The sequence below is a fragment of the Wolbachia endosymbiont of Oryzaephilus surinamensis genome (genome assembly GCF_025617515.1).
Lineage (GTDB): Bacteria > Pseudomonadota > Alphaproteobacteria > Rickettsiales > Anaplasmataceae > Wolbachia.
This window is the reverse complement of record NZ_CP092526.1, coordinates 24,078-49,045: the sequence shown is the minus strand read 5'-3', so window position 1 is coordinate 49,045 and position 24,968 is coordinate 24,078. Positions and strand designations below refer to the sequence as shown.

At 34.1% G+C, this 24,968-nt stretch carries 20 protein-coding genes, 2 tRNA genes and 2 pseudogenes; 14 read left to right on the top strand and 10 right to left on the bottom strand.

The genetic code is table 11. The annotated features are described in order from the left end of the window. Positions 1-240 precede the first annotated feature (240 nt). The 3 genes from MJ631_RS00215 to MJ631_RS00205 all read left to right on the top strand — a co-directional run bounded on the left by MJ631_RS00215 (position 241) and on the right by MJ631_RS00205 (position 3,061). Positions 241-981: a DsbA family protein gene (locus MJ631_RS00215; RefSeq protein WP_214303272.1), complete on the top strand. Its 741-nt coding sequence runs from the start codon at positions 241-243 to the stop codon at positions 979-981. Between the two features lie 191 nt (positions 982-1,172). Continuing rightward, on the top strand, positions 1,173-2,399 hold the full coding sequence (locus MJ631_RS00210; RefSeq protein WP_246485253.1) for an OTU domain-containing protein: 1,227 nt from the start codon (positions 1,173-1,175) through the stop codon (positions 2,397-2,399). 68 nt (positions 2,400-2,467) lie between these two features. Then, complete coding sequence (locus MJ631_RS00205) at positions 2,468-3,061, top strand: TIGR02217 family protein (RefSeq protein ID WP_214303455.1); 594 nt, start codon at positions 2,468-2,470, stop codon at positions 3,059-3,061. Between the two features lie 106 nt (positions 3,062-3,167). Here MJ631_RS00205 and MJ631_RS00200 read toward each other — a convergent pair whose 3' ends face one another. Continuing rightward, complete coding sequence (locus MJ631_RS00200) at positions 3,168-3,908, bottom strand: hypothetical protein (RefSeq protein ID WP_262986374.1); 741 nt, start codon at positions 3,906-3,908, stop codon at positions 3,168-3,170. Positions 3,909-4,102: 194 nt separating this feature from the next. Next, entirely contained in the window at positions 4,103-6,772 is a 2,670-nt protein-coding gene (locus MJ631_RS00195) for a 2-oxoglutarate dehydrogenase E1 component (RefSeq protein WP_007301957.1), read from the bottom strand. Positions 6,773-7,164: 392 nt separating this feature from the next. On the opposite strand from MJ631_RS00195, the gene MJ631_RS00190 reads away from it, so the two are divergent. Next, positions 7,165-8,532 carry a hypothetical protein gene (locus MJ631_RS00190; RefSeq protein ID WP_007301958.1) on the top strand — a complete coding sequence of 456 codons (1,368 nt, stop codon included), beginning with the start codon at positions 7,165-7,167 and terminating at the stop codon, positions 8,530-8,532. A gap of 7 nt (positions 8,533-8,539) precedes the next feature. On the opposite strand, the gene trpS is transcribed toward MJ631_RS00190, so the two are convergent. The 5 genes from trpS to MJ631_RS00165 all read right to left on the bottom strand — a co-directional run bounded on the left by trpS (position 8,540) and on the right by MJ631_RS00165 (position 13,421). Then, positions 8,540-9,538: a tryptophan--tRNA ligase gene (gene trpS, locus MJ631_RS00185; protein WP_007301959.1), complete on the bottom strand. Its 999-nt coding sequence runs from the start codon at positions 9,536-9,538 to the stop codon at positions 8,540-8,542. A 15-nt stretch (positions 9,539-9,553) separates the two neighbouring features. Then, positions 9,554-10,114: a nucleotide exchange factor GrpE gene (locus MJ631_RS00180; protein ID WP_007301960.1), complete on the bottom strand. Its 561-nt coding sequence runs from the start codon at positions 10,112-10,114 to the stop codon at positions 9,554-9,556. A gap of 61 nt (positions 10,115-10,175) precedes the next feature. Next, the gene (locus MJ631_RS00175; protein ID WP_214303271.1) at positions 10,176-11,162 is read right to left on the bottom strand and encodes a polyprenyl synthetase family protein; all 987 of its coding nucleotides are present in this window, start codon (positions 11,160-11,162) and stop codon (positions 10,176-10,178) included. A 10-nt stretch (positions 11,163-11,172) separates the two neighbouring features. After that, on the bottom strand, positions 11,173-11,487 hold the full coding sequence (gene rpsP / locus MJ631_RS00170) for a 30S ribosomal protein S16 (protein ID WP_006015540.1): 315 nt from the start codon (positions 11,485-11,487) through the stop codon (positions 11,173-11,175). Between the two features lie 134 nt (positions 11,488-11,621). Further along, positions 11,622-13,421, bottom strand: coding sequence for a peptidylprolyl isomerase (locus tag MJ631_RS00165; protein WP_012481850.1), 1,800 nt, complete (start codon positions 13,419-13,421; stop codon positions 11,622-11,624). Positions 13,422-13,610: 189 nt separating this feature from the next. Between MJ631_RS00165 and MJ631_RS00160 the strand changes: the two are divergent. The 3 genes and pseudogenes from MJ631_RS00160 to rho all read left to right on the top strand — a co-directional run bounded on the left by MJ631_RS00160 (position 13,611) and on the right by rho (position 16,693). Beyond that, positions 13,611-14,383, top strand: a pseudogene (locus MJ631_RS00160) (IS5 family transposase). Positions 14,384-14,486: 103 nt separating this feature from the next. Continuing rightward, positions 14,487-15,092 carry a cell cycle transcriptional regulator TrcR gene (locus MJ631_RS00155; RefSeq protein WP_007301964.1) on the top strand — a complete coding sequence of 202 codons (606 nt, stop codon included), beginning with the start codon at positions 14,487-14,489 and terminating at the stop codon, positions 15,090-15,092. A gap of 194 nt (positions 15,093-15,286) precedes the next feature. Next, complete coding sequence (rho, locus tag MJ631_RS00150) at positions 15,287-16,693, top strand: transcription termination factor Rho (RefSeq protein WP_214303270.1); 1,407 nt, start codon at positions 15,287-15,289, stop codon at positions 16,691-16,693. Between the two features lie 265 nt (positions 16,694-16,958). Here the strand turns inward: rho and guaB are convergent, their stop codons facing one another. Together guaB and rsmA are read right to left on the bottom strand one after the other, a co-directional pair. Continuing rightward, positions 16,959-18,446: an IMP dehydrogenase gene (gene guaB, locus MJ631_RS00145; protein WP_213863782.1), complete on the bottom strand. Its 1,488-nt coding sequence runs from the start codon at positions 18,444-18,446 to the stop codon at positions 16,959-16,961. A 123-nt stretch (positions 18,447-18,569) separates the two neighbouring features. Further along, positions 18,570-19,364: a 16S rRNA (adenine(1518)-N(6)/adenine(1519)-N(6))-dimethyltransferase RsmA gene (gene rsmA, locus MJ631_RS00140; protein ID WP_019236635.1), complete on the bottom strand. Its 795-nt coding sequence runs from the start codon at positions 19,362-19,364 to the stop codon at positions 18,570-18,572. 77 nt (positions 19,365-19,441) lie between these two features. Between rsmA and MJ631_RS00135 the strand changes: the two genes are divergently transcribed. The 4 genes from MJ631_RS00135 to MJ631_RS00120 all read left to right on the top strand — a co-directional run bounded on the left by MJ631_RS00135 (position 19,442) and on the right by MJ631_RS00120 (position 22,541). Continuing rightward, a tRNA-Thr gene (locus MJ631_RS00135) sits at positions 19,442-19,514 on the top strand. A gap of 24 nt (positions 19,515-19,538) precedes the next feature. After that, positions 19,539-20,249 carry a triosephosphate isomerase gene (locus tag MJ631_RS00130; RefSeq protein WP_052264645.1) on the top strand — a complete coding sequence of 237 codons (711 nt, stop codon included), beginning with the start codon at positions 19,539-19,541 and terminating at the stop codon, positions 20,247-20,249. Positions 20,250-20,399: 150 nt separating this feature from the next. After that, positions 20,400-21,932 (top strand): Mur ligase family protein, encoded by a 1,533-nt coding sequence (locus MJ631_RS00125; RefSeq protein ID WP_052264644.1) that lies wholly within the window; start codon positions 20,400-20,402, stop codon positions 21,930-21,932. Positions 21,933-21,950: 18 nt separating this feature from the next. Beyond that, positions 21,951-22,541, top strand: coding sequence for a COQ9 family protein (locus MJ631_RS00120; protein WP_052264643.1), 591 nt, complete (start codon positions 21,951-21,953; stop codon positions 22,539-22,541). A gap of 349 nt (positions 22,542-22,890) precedes the next feature. Here the strand turns inward: MJ631_RS00120 and MJ631_RS00115 are convergent, their stop codons facing one another. Beyond that, on the bottom strand, positions 22,891-23,091 hold the full coding sequence (locus MJ631_RS00115) for an ankyrin repeat domain-containing protein (RefSeq protein WP_230609266.1): 201 nt from the start codon (positions 23,089-23,091) through the stop codon (positions 22,891-22,893). A gap of 204 nt (positions 23,092-23,295) precedes the next feature. Here MJ631_RS00115 and MJ631_RS00110 point away from each other — a divergent pair. From MJ631_RS00110 to MJ631_RS00095, 3 genes and pseudogenes are all read left to right on the top strand, one after another. Continuing rightward, positions 23,296-24,244, top strand: a pseudogene (locus MJ631_RS00110) (IS5 family transposase). A 277-nt stretch (positions 24,245-24,521) separates the two neighbouring features. Then, complete coding sequence (cutA, locus tag MJ631_RS00100) at positions 24,522-24,857, top strand: divalent-cation tolerance protein CutA (protein ID WP_082241857.1); 336 nt, start codon at positions 24,522-24,524, stop codon at positions 24,855-24,857. After that, positions 24,848-24,919, top strand: a tRNA-Gln gene (locus MJ631_RS00095). Before cutA ends, MJ631_RS00095 begins: the two co-directional genes overlap by 10 nt. Positions 24,920-24,968: the final 49 nt, after the last annotated feature.

The following is a 24,968-nucleotide window of genomic DNA, read 5'->3' as shown; positions in this document are numbered from 1 at the left end:
CCGATATTATATGCAGCGATTACAAGATAATCAACTTTTTTGCTTACAATTTGCTAGAAATAGTGGTAAAGACTATCTAAATCTTTATAAATGCCTTACTCTGCAAAATTTTTCATCACCAAATCTTATGATGAACTTTACAAAAATATCTTAAATTTCATTTTATAAAGTTTGCATTTCTTGATAAAAATGTTTTAACATTAAGCATTTCTTTAATATTTGTATTCTTTAACTAAGTATATGTCTAAGATACCATTTTTATTGATTTTTATACTTGCAGTAGCAAGTTTACCAGTAATAAACAATTGGCTTTCACACCGCAGTCAGAACTTAAATGATGATTATATAGGTGAGAGATTGGATAATTACATCAGTAAAAATTTTGATAGAGTTCTAAAAGCTCTCCAGGAAGAGTCAGCTAAAAATAGTTATGCTAATGCAACCAAAAATAAAATTTCTCAGCATAAAAATGAAATATTCGACTCCACTTATCCTTACTCGGGAAATGAAAATAGCAATATCATAGCTGTAGGTTTTTTTGACTATTCTTGTGGATATTGCAAAGCTATAAAGAACGATGTAAAACAATTGATCAATGATGGCAAAGTTAAGTATATCTTTAGGGATGCTCCAATACTTGGTAACAATTCTTTAAAGGCAGCAAAAGGTGCTTTAGCAACTTATTTTATCGATAAAGAAAAGTACTTAGATTTTCACTATGCTGCACTAGATCACAGAGGAGAATTTTCAGACGAAACTATATTAGATATAGTAAAAAATATAGGGATCAACGAGAACGATTTTAATAACTCTATGAAAAATAATGCAGACAAAATTGAGCAAATGATAAACAACAGCAAACTTTTAGTAAGGGATCTAGGAGTAGGCGGTACACCTTTTTTGATAATAGGAGATAGTCTTTTTGTAGGAAAAACTGATTTGAATATATTACGCAAAAAAGTGGATGAGTTAAAAGATTAATAAATTCCCTGCTTGACAGCATAAGAGAGTTTAAGTATAGTTAAGATATAGTAAGTAACAATATGTATAGGCTACATATTAGTTCAAGAAAAGTAGGTGATGTTTGCTTGCAACACAGCACGACCTTAAGTAATTAGCCTTCCTAGGCTGATTAATCTATTAAAATACAATCATTATTTTGGAGTTATAACATGAGAGATTCTAACTATGTAAGAGAGCCAATTGCTCTTTTTCAACAAATCAAAGAAAATAAAAAATCAAGTGATTTATTGCATAATCTAAAGAGCGCTCATCCTGAAAAGCTAAAAATAGGAGCTGCTATAAAGACAGGGGATTGCTTTTTTGACTCTGTGGCTCAAGGATTGAATGAATTAAACATAAAACCTGATTATCGTTTTACTGCAAAATCATTAAGAAAAGACTGCGCAGATTATGCTAGAGCAAACAAAAAGCCAGATCAGTGGGTTTATAAAGCGGTAATAAGAGATGCCGGAGAGTATTTCGTACCTCAAAAAGATCCGGATGGAGAAGTAATAAGCGAAAATGGACTTAATAAGCAAGACAAGGCGAAGTCTTTTTTCAAATATTTAGAGTATATTACTAATACACATACAGCTGACGCACCTATATGGGGTCGTCCAAACATTGAAGGTAGAATGATATGCGACAAGTACAAAGTGGAACTTTATATTTATTCAATAGAGGAAGATAGTCAAAAAGTTACGGTAACTAAAATTACAGCACATGATGATGATCCAGAAGTTTTTATACAAGATATAAATCTCAATCAACTAGAGATAGATAGTAGCAAAAAAACTGTAGGAGTAGTGAATTACATGAGGCATTTTGTGCCACTTCTTAGCAAAATCCCTTCTGATATAACAGAAAATCAATCAGTTTCTAATGAAGAAATCTTTGGTGAGGTTACAGAAGCTTCTGCTTCTGATCAATCAGAGCAAGAAGAACAATATAATATCAGAACTAGCAAATCAGCAATTGTGCAAGATCATGAAACACAAAAAGAGAGAATTAATACCAGCGCTAGTGAGCCAATTCATACAGATACAGTAATTACTATTTCTCATCAACAAGGGCAAGAAACACAACAAGAGGAAATAGAAAAGAAATTAATCAATAGTTACAGAAGAGAAGCTATTTATAGCATAGCTGCTGTAATAACAGCTATAGCATTCACAGCATCTGCTATAGCTGCTGTTTTTACTCAACCAATGCCTTTAGCATGTTTTGCTGGAGTGGCTTTAGTTGTTGCATGTATTTGTGCATATCAGTTAACGCAGAGTCATCAAGACATTAACGAACTGAAAGGTAAGGTAGGAGAAAACAACACCTTTACTTTTTTAGAAGAAACGGGATTTAAAATTTATAGCCTGATTGATAAAGCAGCTTCAAAAATTTAAGATCTTTCCTACTTCATCTATATCAACTCAATTTTATTTTTACAGGAGGACATATGTCATTTACAGAAATTAGATTTACAGAAATTAGATTTCCAGAAAATATATCTTATGGCTCTACTGGAGGACCGGAATTTTCGACTGACGTTGTAACAACTCATAATGGTTGTGAGCAGCGCAATATCAATTGGTCTCGTGCACGTGCCAGGTATAACATAGCTTATGGAGTCAGGTCAAACGAGCAGCTAACAGAACTCATAACATTTTTTCAGGCACGAAAAGGTAAAGCAATAGGATTTCGTTTTAAGGATTGGTCAGACTTTACAGTTATCAATCAAGAAATTGGCATAGGAGACGATAAAAAAACGATCTTTCAACTGATGAAAACTTACATAAGTGGAAAAGACAAGCATATACGAACTATTAAAAAGCCAGTGCATGATACAATAAAAATTTACCTAGATGGTGAAAAGACAGAAAAATATTCAGTGAATTATTCAACTGGAGAAATAGCATTTATGAAACCACCAGCAAAAGGCACAATAATCACCGCAAGCTTCGAATTTGATGTACCAGTACGATTTGATACAGATTACCTAAACGCTTCTATTGATAACTATGGCAGCAATAGCTGGAACAATATTCCCTTGGTGGAAGTGAAATAAAGTTAAAGTATGCTCCATAAAAGTTAAGCGATACTGAGGCTCATATTTAAATGAGCCTTGCACATTTTAAAGTCTATCGCCCATTACAATGTTCCACACTCGAAATTTAAGGAAATTCTAATGTAGTGTTTTCTCTTTCTTGTAAAATAGAAAGTTTTAATAATTCTTTTAGAACTAACTTTACAAGTGTTGTACCATTTTCCTTAAAGAGGTAGTCCATCCTATTGGTTTTCTGTATGTGATTGACAAAATTTCTAGCTTCCTCATTAAAAGCCTCGATTGTGTTGATACAAGATAATACTAAATCCGAGCTATTTATTGCTAAAATTCCATTTACGAAAATATCTAATTTTGTTTTATCTTCAGTCAAATCTTCAGCTAACCTATTTCTAATATCATCATTCTCAAACAAAATGTACTCTAGGTACGAAGCAGACTCAATAAGTATAAAGTCTTCTAAAGGTACTGATTCTAAACATTCGTCAATATAAGTAAGTATTCCAAACTCAGTAATACACCCTTCTTTTCTCACAACATAGCACTTAGGAAGACCACGATACATTGATAGCAAAGAAAAAAGACGTATTATACTTGTACCTCTATCTTTCATTTCCTCGAGAAGCTTTCTATCATTTATTAGTTTGTGCAAAATGTAATCCGTAGCAGGACCTGGTTTACGAAAACGAAACATATTATTTTCTGCAAAAATAGCCTCAGCTAATTCGATAGACTTTTTATCCTCATCTATAAAAGCCTTTTTGTCTCTATTTAACCGTATGATTTTAGCCTTGCTATCGCTGCGTAGTCTAGTTTGCCCTATTAGCCTCTCAAATATTTCTGTCTTCATATATATCTTAATATAGTTAATATTAATATTAACTATATTAACTATATTAAGAAAAATAAATGAAAATGTTAATAAATATTATACTTTTATAAAAAAATAAAAGTCTTTTTATATTTGTATAAGTATATAAAAGGTTTGATTGTTGTAAGTTATCTAAGTGCTAGAGTCTAATTAATAAGTCTGCTTGAAGCCGCTCAGTGTTTGTACAGTTGTACCTGCGCAACTTGCTTCAAAATTTCTGCTTGTTGCTGAGCATGGATATTAGCATAACCACATGCAGGAGATGCAGCAGCAGGTCTTGCAATGCACTTAGGTCTTTTTGCTTGAGCATTGAGGCCAGACAATACCTCTTCTATCAATGGGTTGACAAAGAACCATCCTCCCATATTTTTTGGTTCCTCTTGACACCATATAATTTCAGCGTTCTTATATTTTTCGAGTTCATTGTTTAGTTTATCGGCCGGGAATGGATAAAATTGTTCTAAACGCACTACTGCTATATCGTTTATTTTTTGTGCTTCAAGCATTTCAATTATGTCGTAATAAACTTTACCACTACATATTACAACTTTACGTATTTTATCACTTGCAACTAAACCTGTTCTACACTCTGGAATTACCGTAAGAAATTTTCCTTCAAAGTCAGAAAGGTTAGAAACTGCGCTTTTATGACGCAATAGTGATTTAGGTGTAAACACCACTAAAGGCTTACGAAAATCTCGATTAATTTGTCGGCGTAAAGCATGAAAATAATTCGCAGGAGTAGAGCAATTAACCACCTGCATATTATCCTCTGCACAGAGCTGCAAAAACCTCTCTATACGAGCAGAACTATGCTCAGGCCCCTGCCCTTCATAACCATGAGGCAAAAGTAGAACTAGACCACTTGACCGCAACCACTTTGTTTCTGCAGATGAGATAAATTGGTCGATCATAATTTGCGCGCCATTTGCAAAATCACCAAACTGCCCTTCCCAGAGCACAAGTGAATAAGGAGAATCAAGGCTATATCCATATTCAAAACCCATCACAGCATACTCAGATAGTGCGCTATCTATAACTTCAAAGCGAGCTTGCTTCTCACTTATGTTGTTCAGTGGAATAAACGTTTCTTCTGTTACTTGATCAACAAGTCTTGAATGACGGTGCGAGAAGGTACCGCGACCAGAATCTTGTCCTGACAAGCGCACTCCTATTCCTTCTTTAAGCAATGACGCGAATGCAAGACTTTCACCAGTTGCCCAGTCTATGTTGCTACCGGAATTTATACTGTCTATTCTGCCATCAAGTATTCTTCTGACTTTATTATTGAGATTAAAACTACTTGGAATATTGCTATTTATGTGTACACCCAATTTTTTTAGCTCATCTGGTGAAACACCAGAGTCCGTATAATATTCACTCAAATCGTTCAACTTTGCTCTCCTGAGTTTTAACCACACTCCATCAAACCAGTCAGCTTTCTTCGGAGTATAAGTCGTTGACTCAGTAAGGCTTTTATCCAATCTTGTTCTAAATTCGCTGCGTAATTTACTTACTTCATCGCTACCTAGCACTTTCTCTGCAGTCAGCTTCTCTTCGTACAGCGTGCCTGGAGTTTTATGCTTTGATATTGCTTTATACATAAGTGGCTGAGTAAAATTTGGCTCATCGCCTTCATTATGGCCATATTTGCGGTAGCATATTATGTCAATCACCACATCCTTTTTAAATTTCTGCACATACTCCATTGCCAAATTCGCAACAAAACTCACAGCTTCTGGATTATCTCCATTAACATGAAATATTGGAGCTTCTATTGATTTTGCTACATCAGTGCAATAAAAAGATGAGCGTGCACAATTAGGATTTGCAGTAAAACCAACTTGGTTATTAATGACAATATGCACGATACCACCAACTTTATAACCTTCAATGTTGCTCAAAGTCAGGGTTTCAGCAACCACTCCCTGCCCGATAAAAGCTGCATCACCATGAATTGATATGCCAAGCACAGATCTCGTATTTTGTTTTGCTCTTACTCTTCCAGCTAGAACCGGATTTACCGCCTCAAGGTGAGATGGGTTAGGACATAAACTTAAGTGTATTTTTTTACCACCAGCAAGTGCTCGATCAGAAGAGTAACCAAGGTGATATTTGACATCACCAGACACCTCAAGACCACTTGGATATGCAAGGTTGCCTTGAAATTCAGACAGCATTGCCGCATAATCTTTTCCCATCACTTTGGTTAGAACATTGAGCCGTCCTCGGTGGGCCATACCAAGAACTATTTCTTCAATACCAAAAGCTGCAGAATCACTAATAACTCTTTCAATTGCAACAATGGCTGACTCCCCACCTTCGATAGAAAAACGCTTATATCCAGGAAATTTCATATGGAGAAATTGCTCGAACATCTCAGATTCAATCAAGTGCCTTAGTATTTCTTTTTTATCCTGAGGGCTTAGCGTATAGACCTGATTTTCAATTTTCTCCTGCAGCCAAACTCTTTCCTCATAAGAGGAAATATGCATAAATTCAAAACCGATATTCTTGCAGTAAATATCTCTGTAGATTCTAGTGTCACTTGTAGGAGAAAGATTCAAGTATTTTTGATAATCTATTTCCTTATTTACATGCGGTGATAATGGATTTAAGTCTGCAAAAAAGTGACCATAAAATCTGAAAAAATTTGCTAAATCATCAACATCTACCTTAGCTTCATTCTGTGCCCTGCAGGGTTCTGCTTTATTAACTTCTAAATTGCTCGAAAAAATTCTGTGCCAATCTTCTCCAATTGATTTATCGCCTTGCAAGTAACGGCTATAAATTTCTTCCACAAATTCGACATTATCGCCATAAAGGCAGCTTAAATTCGACATAATCACTACAAAAGATATCAAATACTTATAAGTATAACTTAAGTTTTTTAAAAAAGAACTCCTTTAGTTTCTAATTATTAAGTTATACAAACACTGTAATCCGAGTTTTCCAGAAAGGGTGTCATTCTAGACTGACATCTAATCTTTCCATAAATGCTGTATTTCAACATAAAACAACTATACTCATCAACTTGTGCCCAATCATAATTCCTAGATTCCAGTGTTAGCTACTTGTTTTTTGGATTTCTATACTATTGCTGATTGAAGATTATTGAAATTTTTTGCACATTAAGGAACGCAAGCGTTTATGAGTCAGAGGATAAGTCATATAACATTTACTCGGTCTTAATACTTTGAATTTATATTTAAGTAAACGATAAACAGTAATTGGTATGAGTGATCTATTTAAAAGTGACAATTATGATAAAAATCTCAATTCTTTGATAAGAGTCATAAAGCTGAAGGATACAAAAAAAATTAATGAACAATATGATGAAACACTGAAAGATTTATCTCAAGCTCTGAAGAATTTTACAAACAACGCAAAAGATGTAGCCAAATTTGTTATATATAGCGACTTGAATAATTATGTAGAACCTTTGAGCACAAAGCCACTCGGTTTTATTGGAACATTAAAAGGGATATTAGATAGAGTCTTGGGAAAAGATATTCCAACTAATGATAATGACATAAAAAATTTTGTTGGTGATGAATTATCAGGTTTCACTATAGAAAAAGCAGCCGAATACACAAATATTTTAAGTACAATTAATCTATTCAAGAAAGGACTTAAAGAAATTTTAGATTCGAAACAGAGTGGAAAAGGCAATAAAGAACATAAATCATACGAAGTAAGCACGGAAAATAAAACGACATCAAAGCAGAAGGAAGATACTCCTAAGCTGCAAAAAGGAAAACAGCCGGCAGGAAAATCAGGTATGAAGAAAATAAAACGGCCAACAACGGCACCTCCGCCACCTCCTACTGCCTCAAAAAAGGTACACTTTAAACCAGAAATAGAGAATGTATCTCCTGAAGATTCAGGCTATGAAAGTTCATTAAGTGAAGAGTCTGGAAATGAGGAAATATCAAATTATCAAGAGAAAAGTAGTAAATCTTCAACAAAAGATTCGGAAGACTCAAAGTTAGCTAAAAAGGAGCCAACTCACAAAACGAAACCTAAGAAAAATGCAGGAACAAGAAGAGGATATAAAAAGAGACAGGCTCCAGAGCCACCAGCGCTAAACGCTACCAATCAAGAAATTAAGCAAGAAACTAAAGAAGATAAATCTGAAATACTGTCAAATCCTAAAAGGCTAGATATTGTTGATCAACAAGTGAGCACGAAACCAATAATAGTAGAAGTGACTTCGCAAAAATCAGCTGAAAGTAAACCAATCCTGAAAAAATCTGCTGATAAAGCATCATCAGAAGTAAAAGCGGTTATTATAAAAGAAAAAGTAAATAGCAAGAAGGACGGTAGAGTAAAGTCAATAGTAGGAAAGTTTGAGCAAAATCAAGTTGCTAAGAGCAAAGCCACCCCTGCAACACAAGCAGATATCGGTATGAAGAAAGATCCTGCACCATCGCAAGAAACTGCCTCCCAATCTCACTCATTTCCGGTAGGAAATAAAAGATCTAAAATGAACCCCATAACAGCAAAGTCCGATTCTAAACTTCCGGTTAGTAAAAAACCTCTTCTCACTCATGTTAGTGTAAAGAAAATAGCTGCACGATTTGAAAGCCATGGGAAGAAATAGTTGTAACCTATTGAACAAACCCTATAATATCCTTGATCTTTTTTATATTGTTATTTGCAATCTCTGCTGCTTTTTCTGTACCTTCTTTTAATATTTTATGTAAATGGAGCTGATCCCTCAAAAGACCGTTCAACTTCTCACGTATGGGTGATATAACACTGATGATTAAGTCAGCTAACTCTTTTTTAAAGTGTTTCATATCATGTTTATTCACTTCTTCACACACTTTTTCCACATTTAAATCACTAAGCACTGAATAAACGTTTACCAAATTGTTTACTTCTGGACGGCACTTTAAAGTAGCAAAATCAAAGCCTAGAATTGAATCTGTTTTTGCTTTTTCTATTTTCTTGACAATCAAGTCATCTGTATCGTCAAGGTTAATGCATGAGTATTCTGAAGAATCAGATTTGCTCATCTTGCTTGCTCCATCTCTTAAGCTCATTATCCTTGATGTACAATCCAAAGTTAAGATTTCAGGTATGATGAAATGACTACATTTATAATGATTGTTAAAAGCTGATGCAATATCACGTGCAAGTTCTAAATGCTGTTTTTGATCATCGCCAACAGGAACATATTTAGTTTGATACAGCAATATATCCGCAGCCATAAGTACTGGGTAGCTATATAACCCAAGAGAAGCTTTTTGTCTATCGCTTCCAGCCTTATCTTTAAATTGAGTCATACGATTAAGCCAACCAATTGGTGTATAGCACCCTAGCAGCCAGCCCAATTCTGCATGACCACTAACTGCGGATTGATTGAAAATAATCGACTTTTCCGGATCTATTCCACATGCAATATAAGTTGCTGCTGCTTTAAAAATATTATTTTTTAATTCATTTGCGGGAAGCTTATTTGCTGTGATTGCATGCAGATCAACAACACAAAAAAGAGATTTATATTTATCCTGCAAGCCTATCCACTGCTTAATTGCACCAAGATAATTGCCCAAGTGTAATACTCCACTTGGCTGAATACCTGAGAAGACAACTTCTTCCATACCTTGAGTGTTTTATTAGTTACTTTCGCAATCAGCAGATTTTTTAGAAAGAATAACCATTGCAGGACGAAGCAACCTATTTTTAATGGTATAACCAGTTTGTAGTACTTCTACAATAGTGCCAGGCTCTTTTTCATTATCTTCTCTTTCCACAACAGCTTGATGTAAATTGCTGTCAAAAGAGTTACCTATTGGATCTATTTCTTCTATTCCATGTTTTTTTAGATCACTCACAATCTTTTGGTGCGCCACTTTTATTCCTTCATGAATAGGATCACCATCTTTCAAGTTTTCCATTGCTTTTTTTAAATTGTCACAAGAGTCGATCATATCACGTGCAAATTTTGTGACTGCATAATCACTTGCATCGCTAATTTGCTTTTGCATTATACGTTTAACGTTTTCATTATCCGCAACAGCGCGACGTAAATGATCTTCAAGCTGAACTGCACGTTCTTTTAATATATTAAGCTCTTCACTTAAATCACCTGTTTGCTGATCTTCTTGATCATCCCCTTTTCGTTTACTGACCATATCTGCAAATTTCTTTTTTTTCTCTTTATTACTATCTGACATATCATTCACCCTTACAAACTTAATAAATATATAACAATCAATCAAAAATATCAAGCGTTAGCTATCCTTGTCTTTCTATGCTTGCATTTAAAAAGTCAATCAAAGCAGTTTTATAAAGAGAATCAGAAAAAGTATCAATATTACTTTGCGCCATATTAATATAGTGTTTAGCTTCTTCCATAGAAACATGAATGGCATTATGATGATTAATATATTGTAATGCTTGGTCAAAATTGTGTCTAGCTGAAGAAAAAGATTTCTCCCAGAATTTTTGTTCTGATGGACTGCCTTTTTCATATGCTATAATAGAAGGTAAAGTAACTTTACCTTCAAAGAAATCTTTTCCAAGTTGCTTTCCTAAAGTGCCTTGATTAGCAGTATAATCTAGCACGTCATCAATTATTTGGAATGCCATACCAAAATTAAACCCGAAATTCCTTAGCCTCTCTGTTTCGTCACTTGTGGCTCCAGATACTACTGATGCAGCCTCGGAGCATGCAGAAAATAAAGATGCTGTCTTTTCTCCAATGATATTAAAATAATTTTTCCTAATTGTGTTAGGGTCAAAACGCGTTGTCATCTGCTTTATCTCACCCTTGACAAGCAAATTAGATGCCTTAGATAAAATAGAGAGAACACTTAAATTCCCACATTCTATAAGCCATCTAAATGCTAAGGTCAATAATAGATCACCAACTAAAATGCTTGATTTATTCCCCCAAATTTTATTTGCTGTTGCAACTCCATGGCGTGCCTTACTTTCATCAAGCACATCATCATGAAGTAAAGTAGCGTTGTGTATAAATTCTACCGATGCAGCAATGTTGACCCTACTCTCTCCAGAGTAATTCAGCATTTTACACATAATAAAAATGAGCTTAGGCCTTATCTTTTTTCCTCCTGAATTAATAAGATGAGATGTAATATCGGTAGCAAGCTTAGTACCTTCATCATTGACATTTTTGAAGATAAAGTCATTCATAGCCAATAAATCAGAAGATACAATATCATCTAATTTACTACTTTTTGTTAAATCAGTGTTTAGCATTTAAGAGGACTTATGCTTCTTGCCCTTGTACTTTCTCAACTTTTTTCTTTTCTATTTTTTTCGATTCTGTTTCTAAATCTACTATGCCTTTTTTAATGAACCACATTACCCTTTCAGTTGCTTGCGCTCCTACACTTAGCCAATGTTTTAATCTATCAGCTTTTACCACAACACGATTTTTATTGTCTTTTGGCAACATTGGATCATATTGTCCTATTCTCTCAATAAAGCGCCCATCTCTTGGTGCTCGTGAGTCGGCTACAACTATCCTATAAAAAGGACGTTTCTTTGCCCCAAACCTTGCTAACCTTATTTTAACTGCCATGTCAACCTTTATTCATATATTAATTACAATTTAAATACAATAAACAGCTCAAGTCAAACTAATTGTACCTCTTTTACCTAAAAATACAATATAGCCCCCTCTAATCACTCATAAAAGGAAGATAATAAACTTTTTTATATATCATCAATCATAGCATGATTAACTTCTACTCTATACTTTGATTTTAGATAGCTAATTAACTGTTCCTTTAGCGATATCATCACACGTTTTCCGGTGTCAAGCATGTTTAATTTACCATTTGATGAATGCATTTGTTTTAGAACGCCTATTATAATTTCATTATTGTATTGAATAGGATCTGTTACCGAATTAGTTGTTTTCATATTGAAAATCTCTTCTATGAAAGAAAAAGGGTAGTTTTGTTCATTGCGTTGTATTTGCTGGCCTTTAACCAATTTTATACCTTGCATTTCTTCCAAATCTGTCTTTTCTCTTAGTTGAACTGCTACTTCTTGTCCCATTTTAAACATTCTTTCTTTTATAAATTCACTACGCCAAAGCTTTATGGCTGATTCCCTACTTTCTTCAAAATTTTGTAATTTAGGAGGAACGATATCACTGATTTTTACACCAACAACAGTATCTCCAACACCCTTAAAATAACTCTTCTGATCTTTCTCGCGTGAAAAAATGAAAGAAATGAAATCACTGGAATTTCCTACTTCATTACCACTTTGGTCTTTTCCACTAGCATCTACTGGACCAATGGTTTGTATAGGTAAATTGTAATTATTGGAGATTTCTTCAATCGTTGCACCATTGTATATCTTATAATTCACTTGATTTATGAAATCATTGACTTTTTCAAAAGACTTTTGATTGGTTAAAACTGACCTTATGTCTTTTTTTAAATCAACCAAGTCTTCATCAGAGATTTGATGTATGCTTTCTACCTTTATTACGTGCCATCCAAAATTGCTTGTTAAAACTTCACTTACTTCACCTGTTTTGAGAGCAAATACCTTTTCTCTCATATTTTCAGGTAAGAAATCCTTAGTTATATTATTTACTCTGGTTTCATCGAGTTTCACTTTATTAAACTCTTCTATTATTTGTTCAAAGCTTGCTTTACTTTCTTCAAGTGCTCTTCTTGCTATTTCAGCTTTTTCTTTGGTAGGAAATATCACATTGAATATGTCTCTTTGATTTTTAAGTTCCTGATGTTCTATTATACTATCAACCTCTTCATCTGAAATTCTGATTTGATCTTCAAAATATTTTTGATCCAGAGAAATGTATTGCGCAGTTCGATACTCAGGGTAATAAAAATTGGACTTATTTCTTTCATACAAATCAAGTAAGGCTTGATCATCTGGTTCAGGAACGTCTGTAATTGCATCCTCAGTTATTTTAACAATATCAACTACTCTAGTTTGGTAGCGATTTTTGTATATCTGCTCATCAACACCCTCACCAAAAGTTACCGGATAATTATCTTTAAATAACGAAGTCATGAACATCATTGCAGGCAGGATTTTCTCTAGTTTTTCTATATATTCCTTTTCTGTTATATGCAGGCTATTTAGAGTTTGATGGAATTTATTATGGTCAAATTCTCCTTTATCGTCCTGAAAGTACTTGGTATTTTTTATGTGGCTTTTGATAGATTCTTCTCCAACTTTTAATCCAAGTTCGCTAATTAGGTTAAACAATAGTTTTTGCTCTATAAGTGCGTTAAGTAAATCATATTTCAGCTTTTTTACTTGTTCTTTACTTACATCAGATCCAGAAATTTGCTTTTTATAATTTTGATATAGTAATTTATATTCATCTGATGTTATAACTTCCTTTCCTACTTTAGCTAATTCTTTCCTTTCATCATCATTTGATAAAAGATTGCCAATCCCCATAAAGATTAATAAGCAAACTAAAAGGAGAACGATTGCCTTGGTAAAAAAATTTCTAATACTCATTGTAAACTTAGTTAACTAACACTTAAATTTAGAATAGCAATAATTTAATATTTGTAAATCTATTAACAAATTAGCTAATATATGTAATATTGTAGTGTATTAAATTGAATGGAAGCTTATATTAACCTAAGAGCCTGTAAGTGATCTCTGAATATGGTAAGATGAGGTATAGTTGACATGAGGTAAAGTATGAGGAATACATATCCAAGTGACATAAGTTGTGAAAAATTCGAAAAGATTAGACTAATTTTAGAAAGCGTGCGAAAGAAAACAAAGCCAAGAAGATTAGGTTTATATGAGTTATTTTGTGGTGTGCTTTATGTACTAAAAAGTGGCTGTCAATGGCGAATGCTTCCAAAAGAGTTTCCAAGATGGCGAAATTTTTACGATTACTTCAAGAAATGGAGTAAAAAAACGAATGAAGATAGAGAAAATGTTCTAGAAATTGTCTTTAAAAAAATTGGTTGGAGAGAACAGTGGTCGAAATACCAAAACAAGCTTCTGCATCATTGATGCCCAAAGTGTAAAAAATACCGATACTGCTGAAGAAAAAGGTTATGATGCTGGCAAGAAAATTTCAGTAATAAAGCGTCATATCGCAGTTGATACACAAGGTTTGACACAAGCAATTCATATAACAACGGCAGAAATAACTGATCGTAGCAGTGCTTTGACAATGGTTAAAAATGCTAAAGAAAGTCTCTCTGAAGTTAAAAACATACTGGTTGATGCAGGCTACACTGGAGAAAATTTTGCAACACAGATGAAAGTAACTATTGGTGCAACTGTTGAGGTGAAGCACCTTTGCTGTATTGCCAAAAAGATGGGTTGTTGAGAGATCTTCTTTTGCCTGGTTGGAAAAATGTAGGCGACTTTGGAAAAATTGCGAGCGTAAATTTAATACTAGCCTACAAATTTGCTTTTGCTTCTTTCCTCTTCAAAAGATTATGAACAGGTTCTAAGAGATAAGAAATATAAACCAAAAAGCCATTGGATGACAAAGTTAATGCTTTTTTAGTTTTAATGGTTTATATTTTATTTCTATAACAGCAAAGGAATATTAAAATGGGAGATGTTTTTTCGATGTCAATGGAATCTTCTAAAGACAATAAAGATAGAAATGAACAATTTCTCATGCAAGTAGCTGCTTGGTTGGTTGATAACACTAGCTTAACTTTTGATCAAATAGCACAATGTTGCAAGTTATCCCTTGAAAAAGTACAAGACATAGCTGATGAGGAAATAGAAGTTGAAAAGTATGACCCTATTATTTCTGAAATAATTACTGAAAAAGAAATCGATAATTGCAAAAAAAATCCAAATCGTGTACCAAATTTGATTATAAAAAATATGAAAAAAAGGGCAAAGACGATTAGCTTTCTTGCCTTTGCTTCCACAGCAAGGCGTAGAGATAAACCTAATGCGATTTATTATTTGGTAAAAAAATTTCCTATCTTGAACAATAATGTAATAGCTAAGCTAGTTGGTACAACAAATTACACAGTTGAGCAGGTAAGAGATAGATCTCATCATAACATACTCAATATCAAACCTCAAGATCCTGTACTACTTGGTTTATGTAGCCAGGAAAATTTAGAAGCGGAAGTAGAAAAAGCGAAAGTAGAAGAAGAGAAGAAACAAAGATTAAAAAATATAAATAATAGCTATTGATGATTCTCAAATTCTTGTACTTTGTTAATATTAAATTAACTTGACTTGTTAGTTTTTATCAGTATAATGCAAGTAAAGTATCTAGTTTAATAATAATTAAGTCTAAATACGCACTGAAAACTAGCTCAGCCTAATTTATTGTTTTATATTCACATTTTAGGTTAGTAAGCATCAATTAAAATTTTTGGAGGATTATGACAACAATCAATGAAGATGTCTTAGCAAAAGGAGGGGTTGTAGGTCAACCTGAAAAAAGCGAACAAATTCATAATGCTGACGCAGTAAAACAAATGACCAGTGAAGGTGATGAAAAAAACAAGAAAACATTGGACCTGAGCGAATTGAAAGAGAAAACAGCAGAAGAATTGTTAGAGCTAGCTGAAGAAAGAAAAATTTCAACTAGTGGTAAAGGCAATGGCAGGATGCTAAAACAGGAAATGATATTCAGTTTAATGAAGAAAATGAGTGAAGAAGGAGGCATAACCACAGGAAGTGGAGTAGTGGAAATATTGCCTGATGGTTTTGGTTTCTTACGTTCATCAAGTGCAAATTATGCTCCAAGTACCGATGATGTTTATATTTCCAATGGCCAAATAAAGAAGTTTAATTTACGTACAGGAGATATGGCATGTGGAGAAATAAGGCCACCTGGTGATAAAGAAAGATATTTTACTTTAACTAAGGTTCAAAGTATAAACTCTACTGAAATCAGTGAATTAAGAAAGTACGTCCATTTTGATAATTTGCTTCCGCTTTATCCTGAAAAAAGCCTCATCCTTGAAAACAACAGTAGCGGAGATAATAAAAAAGATATAAACATGCGTGCTGTAGATATAGTTACACCTCTTGGAAAAGGACAAAGAGCATTGATAGTTGCTCCACCTCGTACAGGAAAAACGATATTGCTTCAGCAAATGGCTCACTCTATAGCTACAAATCATCCTGAAATAGAACTAATAGTATTACTTATAGATGAAAGACCCGAAGAGGTGACAGATATGATACGCTCTGTAAAGGGTGAAGTGGTAAGCTCTACATTTGATGAACCTGCCTACCGTCATGTCCAACTTGCTGAAATAGTAATAGAAAAAGCTAAAAGAATGGTTGAACACAAAAAAGATGTAGTGATTTTGCTTGATTCTATAACTCGTCTTGCACGTGCTTATAATGCAGTCATTCCTTCGTCTGGAAAGGTTCTAACCGGCGGTGTAGATTCAAATGCGCTGCAAAGACCAAAACGCTTTTTTGGAGCAGCTCGTAATATTGAAAATGGTGGTTCTTTGACAATCATCGCTACAGCCCTTATAGAAACTGGTTCAAAAATGGATGATGTTATTTTTGAAGAGTTTAAAGGCACAGGTAATGCTGAAATTATACTAGATAGAAAACTTGCTGATAAACGTATATTCCCTGCTATTGATATTACAAAATCCGGAACAAGGAAGGAAGAGCTATTAGTTGATAAGGCCATACTAAATAAAATATGGGTATTGCGTAGGATACTTAACCCTATGGGATCTGTTGAAGCAATGGAGTTTTTACGTGACAAATTACTTTTAACAAAGAGCAATGCTGACTTTTTTAACTCCATGAATCACTAAAAGTAAGCCAATTCTGATGGAGCAAAAAAGCAAAGCTCTCTTATAGCTAAAATAATTTGGATTTATCAAAATATATTAAGCTGGCAATCTACCTTAAGTTGCTATTCCAACTTATAGCACTGATTTTGATCAAAAATTTTATGTAGTCAGTTTATTTACAATCGATTTTCCAGTGTCAGCCACTTAGATGACATCTTTTTGACTCTTAATATTAATATCAATTGTGTACCAGTGTTGAAATGACCCACTCAAAAGGGGATTGTATTTACTCTGAATCAGATGATAAATTAGATGCTTGGTAAGCGTAATTTGGAGCTTCCTGTGTAATGATTATATCATGAGCATGACTTTCTCTTAACCCTGATGAAGTAATAGTGACAAATTTGCAGTTTTTTTTCATCTCTTCTATATTACGGTTGCCAGTGTAACCCATTGCAGCTTGCAACCCACCAATTAACTGACAGATCACTCCTGAAGCTGGACCTTTAAAAGGAACTCTTGCTTCTACTCCTTGTGGGACTAAATCAAGTTTTGAATCTTGAAAATAACGGCTAGCTGACCCTCGTTTCATTGCACTAATAGATCCCATTCCTCGATATTCCTTATATGCTCTACCCTTATACATGATAATCTCACCTGGGCTTTCCTCAGTACCAGCAAAGATTGAACCTATCATCACAGTATCAGCACCAGCTGCAATAGCTTTTGCAACATCTCCCGAATATTTTATTCCACCATCAGCAATTAGTCTGACGTTTTTTGTTTTACAAACCTCTGCAATATTCTTGATCGCAGAGAATTGTGGCATACCAACGCCTGTAACTATTCTGGTAGTACAAATTGATCCTGGCCCTATTCCAACTTTCACTGCATCAACACCAGCATCAATCAACGCTTCAGCAGCCTCCTTTGTTGTAATATTTCCGCCGATTAATTGCGTATTCGGATACATCTTTTTTATTTCCTTAATAGTGCTGACAACGTTCTCGGAATGACCGTGAGCGGTATCTACAATAACCACATCAACTTCTTCTTCGACCAAAGCTTCACATCTTTCTATACCGTCTTTTTTACCAGTACCAATTGCAGCGGCAACTCTGAGTCGACCTTTACTGTCTTTACATGAATTTGGATATCTATTGTATTTTTCGATGTCTTTAACTGTGATTAGACCTATGCAACAAGAATTTTCATCAACAACCAAAAGCTTCTCTATTCTATTTGCATGCAACAATTTCATTGCTGAGGCGCTATTTACTGCCTGCTCTCGAACTGTTACTAACTTATCTTTTGTCATTACCTCGGAAACTTTTATATTCATGTTCTGGTCTTCAATAAACCTCACATCTCGATTAGTTAAAATTCCCACTAACTTGCGTTGATCAACTACAGGAATGCCGGAATAATTATACTCTCTCATTAATGAAACTGCTTCTGCAACTGTTTTATCTGGGGAAATTGTAATTGGGTTATACACGATCCAGCTTTCATATTTTTTCACCCTTCTTACTTCTAACACTTGTTCATCTATTGATAAATTCTTATGTATGCAACCTATTCCACCATGTTGGGCAATAGCTATTGCAAAGCCTGATTCAGTGACAGTGTCCATTGCAGAGGATATGAGAGGGATATTTAGTTCTATATTATTTGTTAGATAAGTTCTTGTGTCTGCATCACGAGGCAATACATCAGAATAGGCCGGTAAGAGAAGTACATCGTCAAACGAATAACAAGCTTCCATTTTTTTCATATGCTTTATTTAAAGCTTATACGCCAATTAATGAAATTGCAATAGAGCTTTTGCAAAATTAGCCTGGCTCCAGCTATTTTTAGATCAAAATAGGATAGAAGAGGTATGTAGCTCCTAATATATTTATCGCATAATTATATTATTTGCTAGCAAACAGAACTGCTCAATAGTTAAGCTTTCTGGACGTTCGTCTCCACTCAGTTTAGCATTCTCAAGAGTAGTTGAGACATCACTAGTTATACTTTGCAAGCTATTTCTCAGCATCTTTCTTCTTTGAGCGAACACAGCACGTGTTAGCTTTGTTAAGGTTTCTAAATTTACTGCAAATCTTGGAGTGGGTAAAGGTTTTACTGTAATTACTGAAGAATATACTTTTGGTCTTGGAAAAAATTCCTTAGGTTCAATATCAAATTCCTTTTTTATGTCGCATAGTAACTGGCTTAGCACTGATAGGGAACCATAATCTTTAGAATTAGGTTCTGCTGTAATACGCTCTGCTACCTCCTTTTGGAACATTAACGTCAAATTCGTAAAAAATTTTATATTATTTAACCACTTTAAAAATAACGCTACTGAGATATTGTAAGGCAAGTTAGCAATGACTTTGACTGGACATTCTACCAGCTCTTTTTCTACAACATTAAGTGCATCTGCTTCTATAATTCTATATTTTCCCTGATGCTCATTTAGCAATTGTTCGTGATGTTTCACTAAACTACTATCTTTTTCTATAGAAAGTAGAAACTTTGGATTATATGCCAATATTTCTCTTGTTAACGCACCATACCCAGGACCAATTTCAATAACATTAAAATCTTTCAGGCTACCAGCTAAGGCAACTATTCTTTTTATTATCTCATTCGATAAAATAAAATTTTGCCCTAGACTCTTTTTTGGCTTCAGTAAAAATTTTTTCATATGATCTTAGTATGCAGTATTTTAAAAATTAGTTGACGAAAATTCATCAATAATTGTATATTGTCAGTGTATTTAATGCCGGCTTAGCTCAATTGGTAGAGCAACTGACTTGTAATCAGTAGGTTGTCAGTTCAAGTCCGACAGCCGGCACTCTCATTCATATAAGAAAAATTGATGTCTTTTTTAATAGTAGCAAATTGGAAAATGAATGGAACACGTTCTTCATTTGTTAACTTTATAGGCAAACTTAACAACAAGAGCAACGAAATTACCTCTAAATTAGTAATTTGCCCTCCTTTTACATCATTTCCAAGCAATATAGAGTTGAACAACAATATTAAAATAGGAGGACAGAATTGCCATCATAAAGAGTTCGGTTCTTACACAGGTGAAATTAGTGCAGGAATGTTGAAGGAACTAGGATGTAGTTACGTAATACTTGGACATTCTGAAAGGGCTCATGAAAAAGATAGTGAAATAAAACTTAAATCGAAAACAGCAATAGAATCAGGATTACACCCAATCATCTGTGTAGGTGAAAACTCAGAAGATTATAAAAATAAAAAAACAAAAGAAGTAATAGAATATCAATGCAAAAACCGTTTGCCAACACAAGGTGAATATACCATAGCATACGAACCGATATGGGCAATAGGAACAGGAAATGTGCCAAATAATGACGCAATTGCTGAGGTGATAGAGATAATAAAATTGTGTACTGGTAAAAAACACATTATATATGGTGGCTCAGTCAGCTCAGAAAATATAGGAAACTTGCTCAGTATTCCAAATCTATTGGGAGTTTTAATTGGTAGTGCAAGCTTAGATTTTGATCACTTTTATCAAATTATACAACAAGTCGAGAAAAAACTTTCTCTTAATTAATTCTAAAGGATAAATACTCTTATTGTCATGGCAAGGGAGCTGGCAAAATGTGTCAAGGAGTTTTCTATTGGCTAAGGTTGTGACAATAAAGTTAAGCACTGCCAAAAACTATGGAAGAAGTCATTATAATTTGTATTATATCTTTATAAAATGGTTCGCATAAGTTATCTAGAAGTGCAACTAAACAAATACAAAAATCAAAGTGTTGCGGTTTTCGGCCTTGGTAAAACTGGTTTGTCCGTTATTAATGCTCTAACAAAAAGCAGTGCAAAAATATATGCATGGGATGATAATAAAGAGCAAATAGCAAATGCAAAAAAGATATATAAAGAGTGTAACTTTACTCATCCCAATGAGTATAATTGGCATGAGATAAGCACACTAATTTTGAGCCCTGGAGTGCCAATACCAACGCATTGGGTAGTAAAACTTGCAAGAAGCTTTGACTGCAAAATAAAATCAGACATTGAGCTATTTCTTGAAACTAAAACTACAAATCAGAAGGTTATAGGCATTACAGGAACAAATGGCAAATCAACCACCACGTCACTAATAGGGCACATATTAAAATCCACAGGGAAAAAAGTAGCTATTGGCGGGAATTTAGGTGTGCCTATTTTGGATTTAGAAAGAGATGCAGAAATTTATGTAATTGAATTCTCCTCTTTTCAATTGGAGCTAATAAATAAAATTAATGTAGACATTTCTGTATTGCTAAACATCACACCAGACCACATAGATAGACATGGAAGTATGAATAACTACATAGCAACTAAATTAAAACTGATAAACAGTAGCAAGATTGCCGTGATAGGATGTGATAACAAAATTACCGCTGATGTATTCAATAAATTCACTGGGAACAAAATTCCAATTTCAGTAACATATTCCCTGGTGTCATTCCAGCGCGTGACCAGAAAAGAAAAACCATTGCCAACTACCCAGATGACAGAGGGTAGTGCAAGAGATCTAATATCATTGGCAGATAACAATTTGCTTGATTATAGTGAACAGATTACTGGTATAGATCGAAATTATCTGGATCCCAGTGTCAGCTACTTGGATGACAAAAGGAGTGCTGAGATTCAGGAGATCTCGCTAAAACTAGAGAATCACAACTTATCAATGAGTGATATGAAAGTAAACCTAGTATCCAATGTAGAAAATATAGTAGCTGCACACGCTGTGTGCAAGTTACTTGGAGTAGATAGCAGCACTATTGTCAATGAAATCAAATCCTTTCCAGGGCTAAGACACAGAAATGAATTTCTTGGCAAAATACATAATGTACTTTTTATCAACGATAGCAAAGCAACCAATGCAGAATCGACCGAAAAGGCAATTTTATCTTATAAAAACATATACTGGATTGTTGGCGGAAAAAGCAAAAAAGGCGGAATAGAATCATTAAGCAAGCATTTCACCAAGATTAGAAAAGCTTTTCTTATTGGAGAATCAACTGAAGTTTTTGCAAACATTATGGAGAACAAAATAGATTATATGAAGTGCTATAATCTAGAAAACGCATTTAAACTGGCTTTTGAAGAGGCCATAAATAGCAAAGAAGAAGTAGCGATATTACTTTCTCCTGCATGTTCTTCTTTTGATCAGTGGAAAAATTTTGAAGAGCGCGGTGAAGCATTTTGCAGAATGTTTGAAAATCTCAGGTATAATTATATGTGATGTTTAGTATAATATTGTATGGAACAAAAGTTAATAGTAGATGAGCTGATTAAGGTTGTTCCATTTGAAGGAATAAGTGATGCAACCTTATTGAAAGTGTGCACGAACCTTAACCTAGCCAATAGTTTTTGTAAATTTCAAAATGGAATATATAGTGCTTTGGAGTACATAGCAGAGGACTTAAATAGCTCAATGGAAACTGAACTTTGGAATTCCAATTTAGAAGATATGAAGGTAAGAGAGCGGATAAAGTTAGCTGTCCAAATACGCCTTTCAAACTATGCTAAGTTACAAAATTACAGAGAGTTTTTAAAAAATGTTTTATCATTCTCTATATTACCCCAAAATACATATTTTTCTAGTAAACTCTTGTACAGAACTGTTAGCGCGATTTGGTATGGCATTCATGATCAATCAACAGATTTTAACTACTATACAAAAAGAGCAATATTAGCTGGAGTGTACTTAAGTACGATACTTTTTTTTATCAATGATTATTCAGAAGATTTTGCAGATACCCTGTCGTTTCTTGACAAACGTATCAACAATGTCATGACATTTCAAAAGTTTAAAACCCGTTTGAATAGAATGGTAAGAAACTTCTTATAGCCTCTTTACTTATACGAGTTACTCGTATTTATACCTAAAGCTGCCTTGATTTTTATGTTAAGATAATTGACACCCACTAACAGTGAGCTTAACAAAGAACTTGATTGAAAGCAATACATTAGAAAGTAGTTTTGCTGGAAACTTGAAGTAGACAGAATTGATACACATAAAGCTGATCCATGTACAAAAGTATCTGTTCAGATACACGACTAATGCTGTGTGATCCATAGAGGTTATTACAATAAGAATGTAAGATCAAATAGAAATTTGGATTTGCAGTAGTTTATAGACCTTATTACAATTGCAAAGGATAAATTCTAGGGTTAAACTACGTCTGAGTTGGATAAAACTATACAAAATGACTACTTTTAGCAGCAAACATTAGAGCAGTTTTTCCAAGAGAAGTTTTTTCATAGTCAAAATGAGGTAGACTAAGAGTACTAACTACATAATTAACACCTGCGTTTGCTATTTCTACTAAGTATTTTACTACATCCAAGTGACCTGCTTGAGCAGCATCAAGTAAAAAGAGTGGAGCAACTATCTCCATGAGGCTTCTTTTGCCTTTTTTTGCTTGCTTAATATTTATAGCTAAAGCTTCAGGGTGTCATTTCAGTGCGTGACGCAGAGATGTAGGGAGATTGAAGATCAGTGCTTGACACTGGAATGGCTTTGTTGCACCACTCAAGGAAAGAACAGGCAGTTACTGATGGAATTTGTTATAAAATAGATATTTAGCCGACAAAGGAAAAATATGCCAATAAGAATGAAAGTCAGTAACTGCAATGAATATAACAAATTTCTTCAAGAAAGGGGAAATGTTTTTCATTATATCAACGATGCCATTGAAAATTGGTACGAAAATAGTCCAAAAGTAGCAGGTGGCAACAATGTCTACAGCGACAAAGTAGTGATTCTAATTCACATAATAACCTATCTATTCAGGATTGGTCTTAGGCAAACAGTGGGATTTATAGAGAAATATCTTGAGCAAATAGGGAAAATTTTGCAAATTATCAGCTATTCGCAGGCTTCAAGAAGGTTTAAAAAGCTTAATATCAAAATCAACGACTGCAGAGTTGATAAGAACGATATGGAAGATATTGAAATTGCTATAGATAGTACAGGTATCAGCATCTACAATAATATTCCAGGCCATAGTAAGGCAAATGGTACAGATAGAAAGTATCGCCGCTATGAGCAAACAAGAAAGCTACATGTAATGCTAGAGATAGGTAGTAAAAAAGTTATAGCTGCAAAATACAGTAGTGGAGTTTATTCCGACCACTATGGAGCCTGTGATCTTATTGAAAGAGTGGATACCAAGTATAACATAAGCACGATATATGCAGATAGATCGAAAGAAGTTATACAAACTGTGCGATGAGCTTGACATAAAGACAAGGATTCCTCCGCAAAATAATGCAGTAGAGCATCCAAAGTTGGATTATATGAATGAGAGAAATTCTACAATCAAGCTCATAAAGTCATATGATGAAGATGGTATGAAGAGGTGGAAAAAAGAGATAAATTATTGGAAGAGATCTTATATAGAAAGTTTTTTCTCGCGACTGAAGCAAATATTTGGATTTAGTTTTAGGAATAAATCTGAGATTAATCGTGAGAAGGAACTGCTACTCAAGTGTTATTTGCTTAACAAATTTACTGAAATAGGCATGGCTAAGTTTGATATAGCTTCATGAATTTATTATACATTACCCACTATCCGAAGAGCTGTGCAACAAAGCCCACTGGAATCCAGAAATTTTTTGAGAACAAAAGTTATGCTAAGTTTTTGTTGGTAAGAAAGGCTGGATAGCTACTTGCATGACAAGAGGAGAACTACTGGGATGACAAGGGGAGAGCTACTAAATGACATCTTCAATTTCTATGTGTCAAGCACTGAAGAGGTCTCTCCTATTTTCTCTTGATGAATAAATCTAAGTAGAGTATAGTAAAAATGCATTTATGTAGCGATTAATGAGCAACTTAGTTTTAGTCTATATAACTTTTTCAAACCTGAAAGAGGCTAAGACTATTTCTGAAGAATTGTTAAACGAGAAGTTAATTGCATGTGTAAATATATTTCCCGAAGTAAATTCTCTGTATTTATGGGAAGGTAAAATTAATAGTAATTGTGAAATAGTGGCAATTATGAAGAGCAGGAATGATCAGACTGATAAGATTGTAGAAAAAATCGAGGCAATGCATTCTTATGATCAACCAGCCGTTGTGATAATACCCATAGGAAAAGCGAATAAATCTTTTACTAATTGGGTTAATAATGTTATTGATATAAACAATATTGGGGTGTAGCCAAGTGGTAAGGCAGCGGTTTTTGATACCGCCACGCGAAGGTTCGAATCCTTCCACCCCAGCTTTATTAAAGTGTGCGTGAAATGATATCACTTTTTTATAAATTAAGGT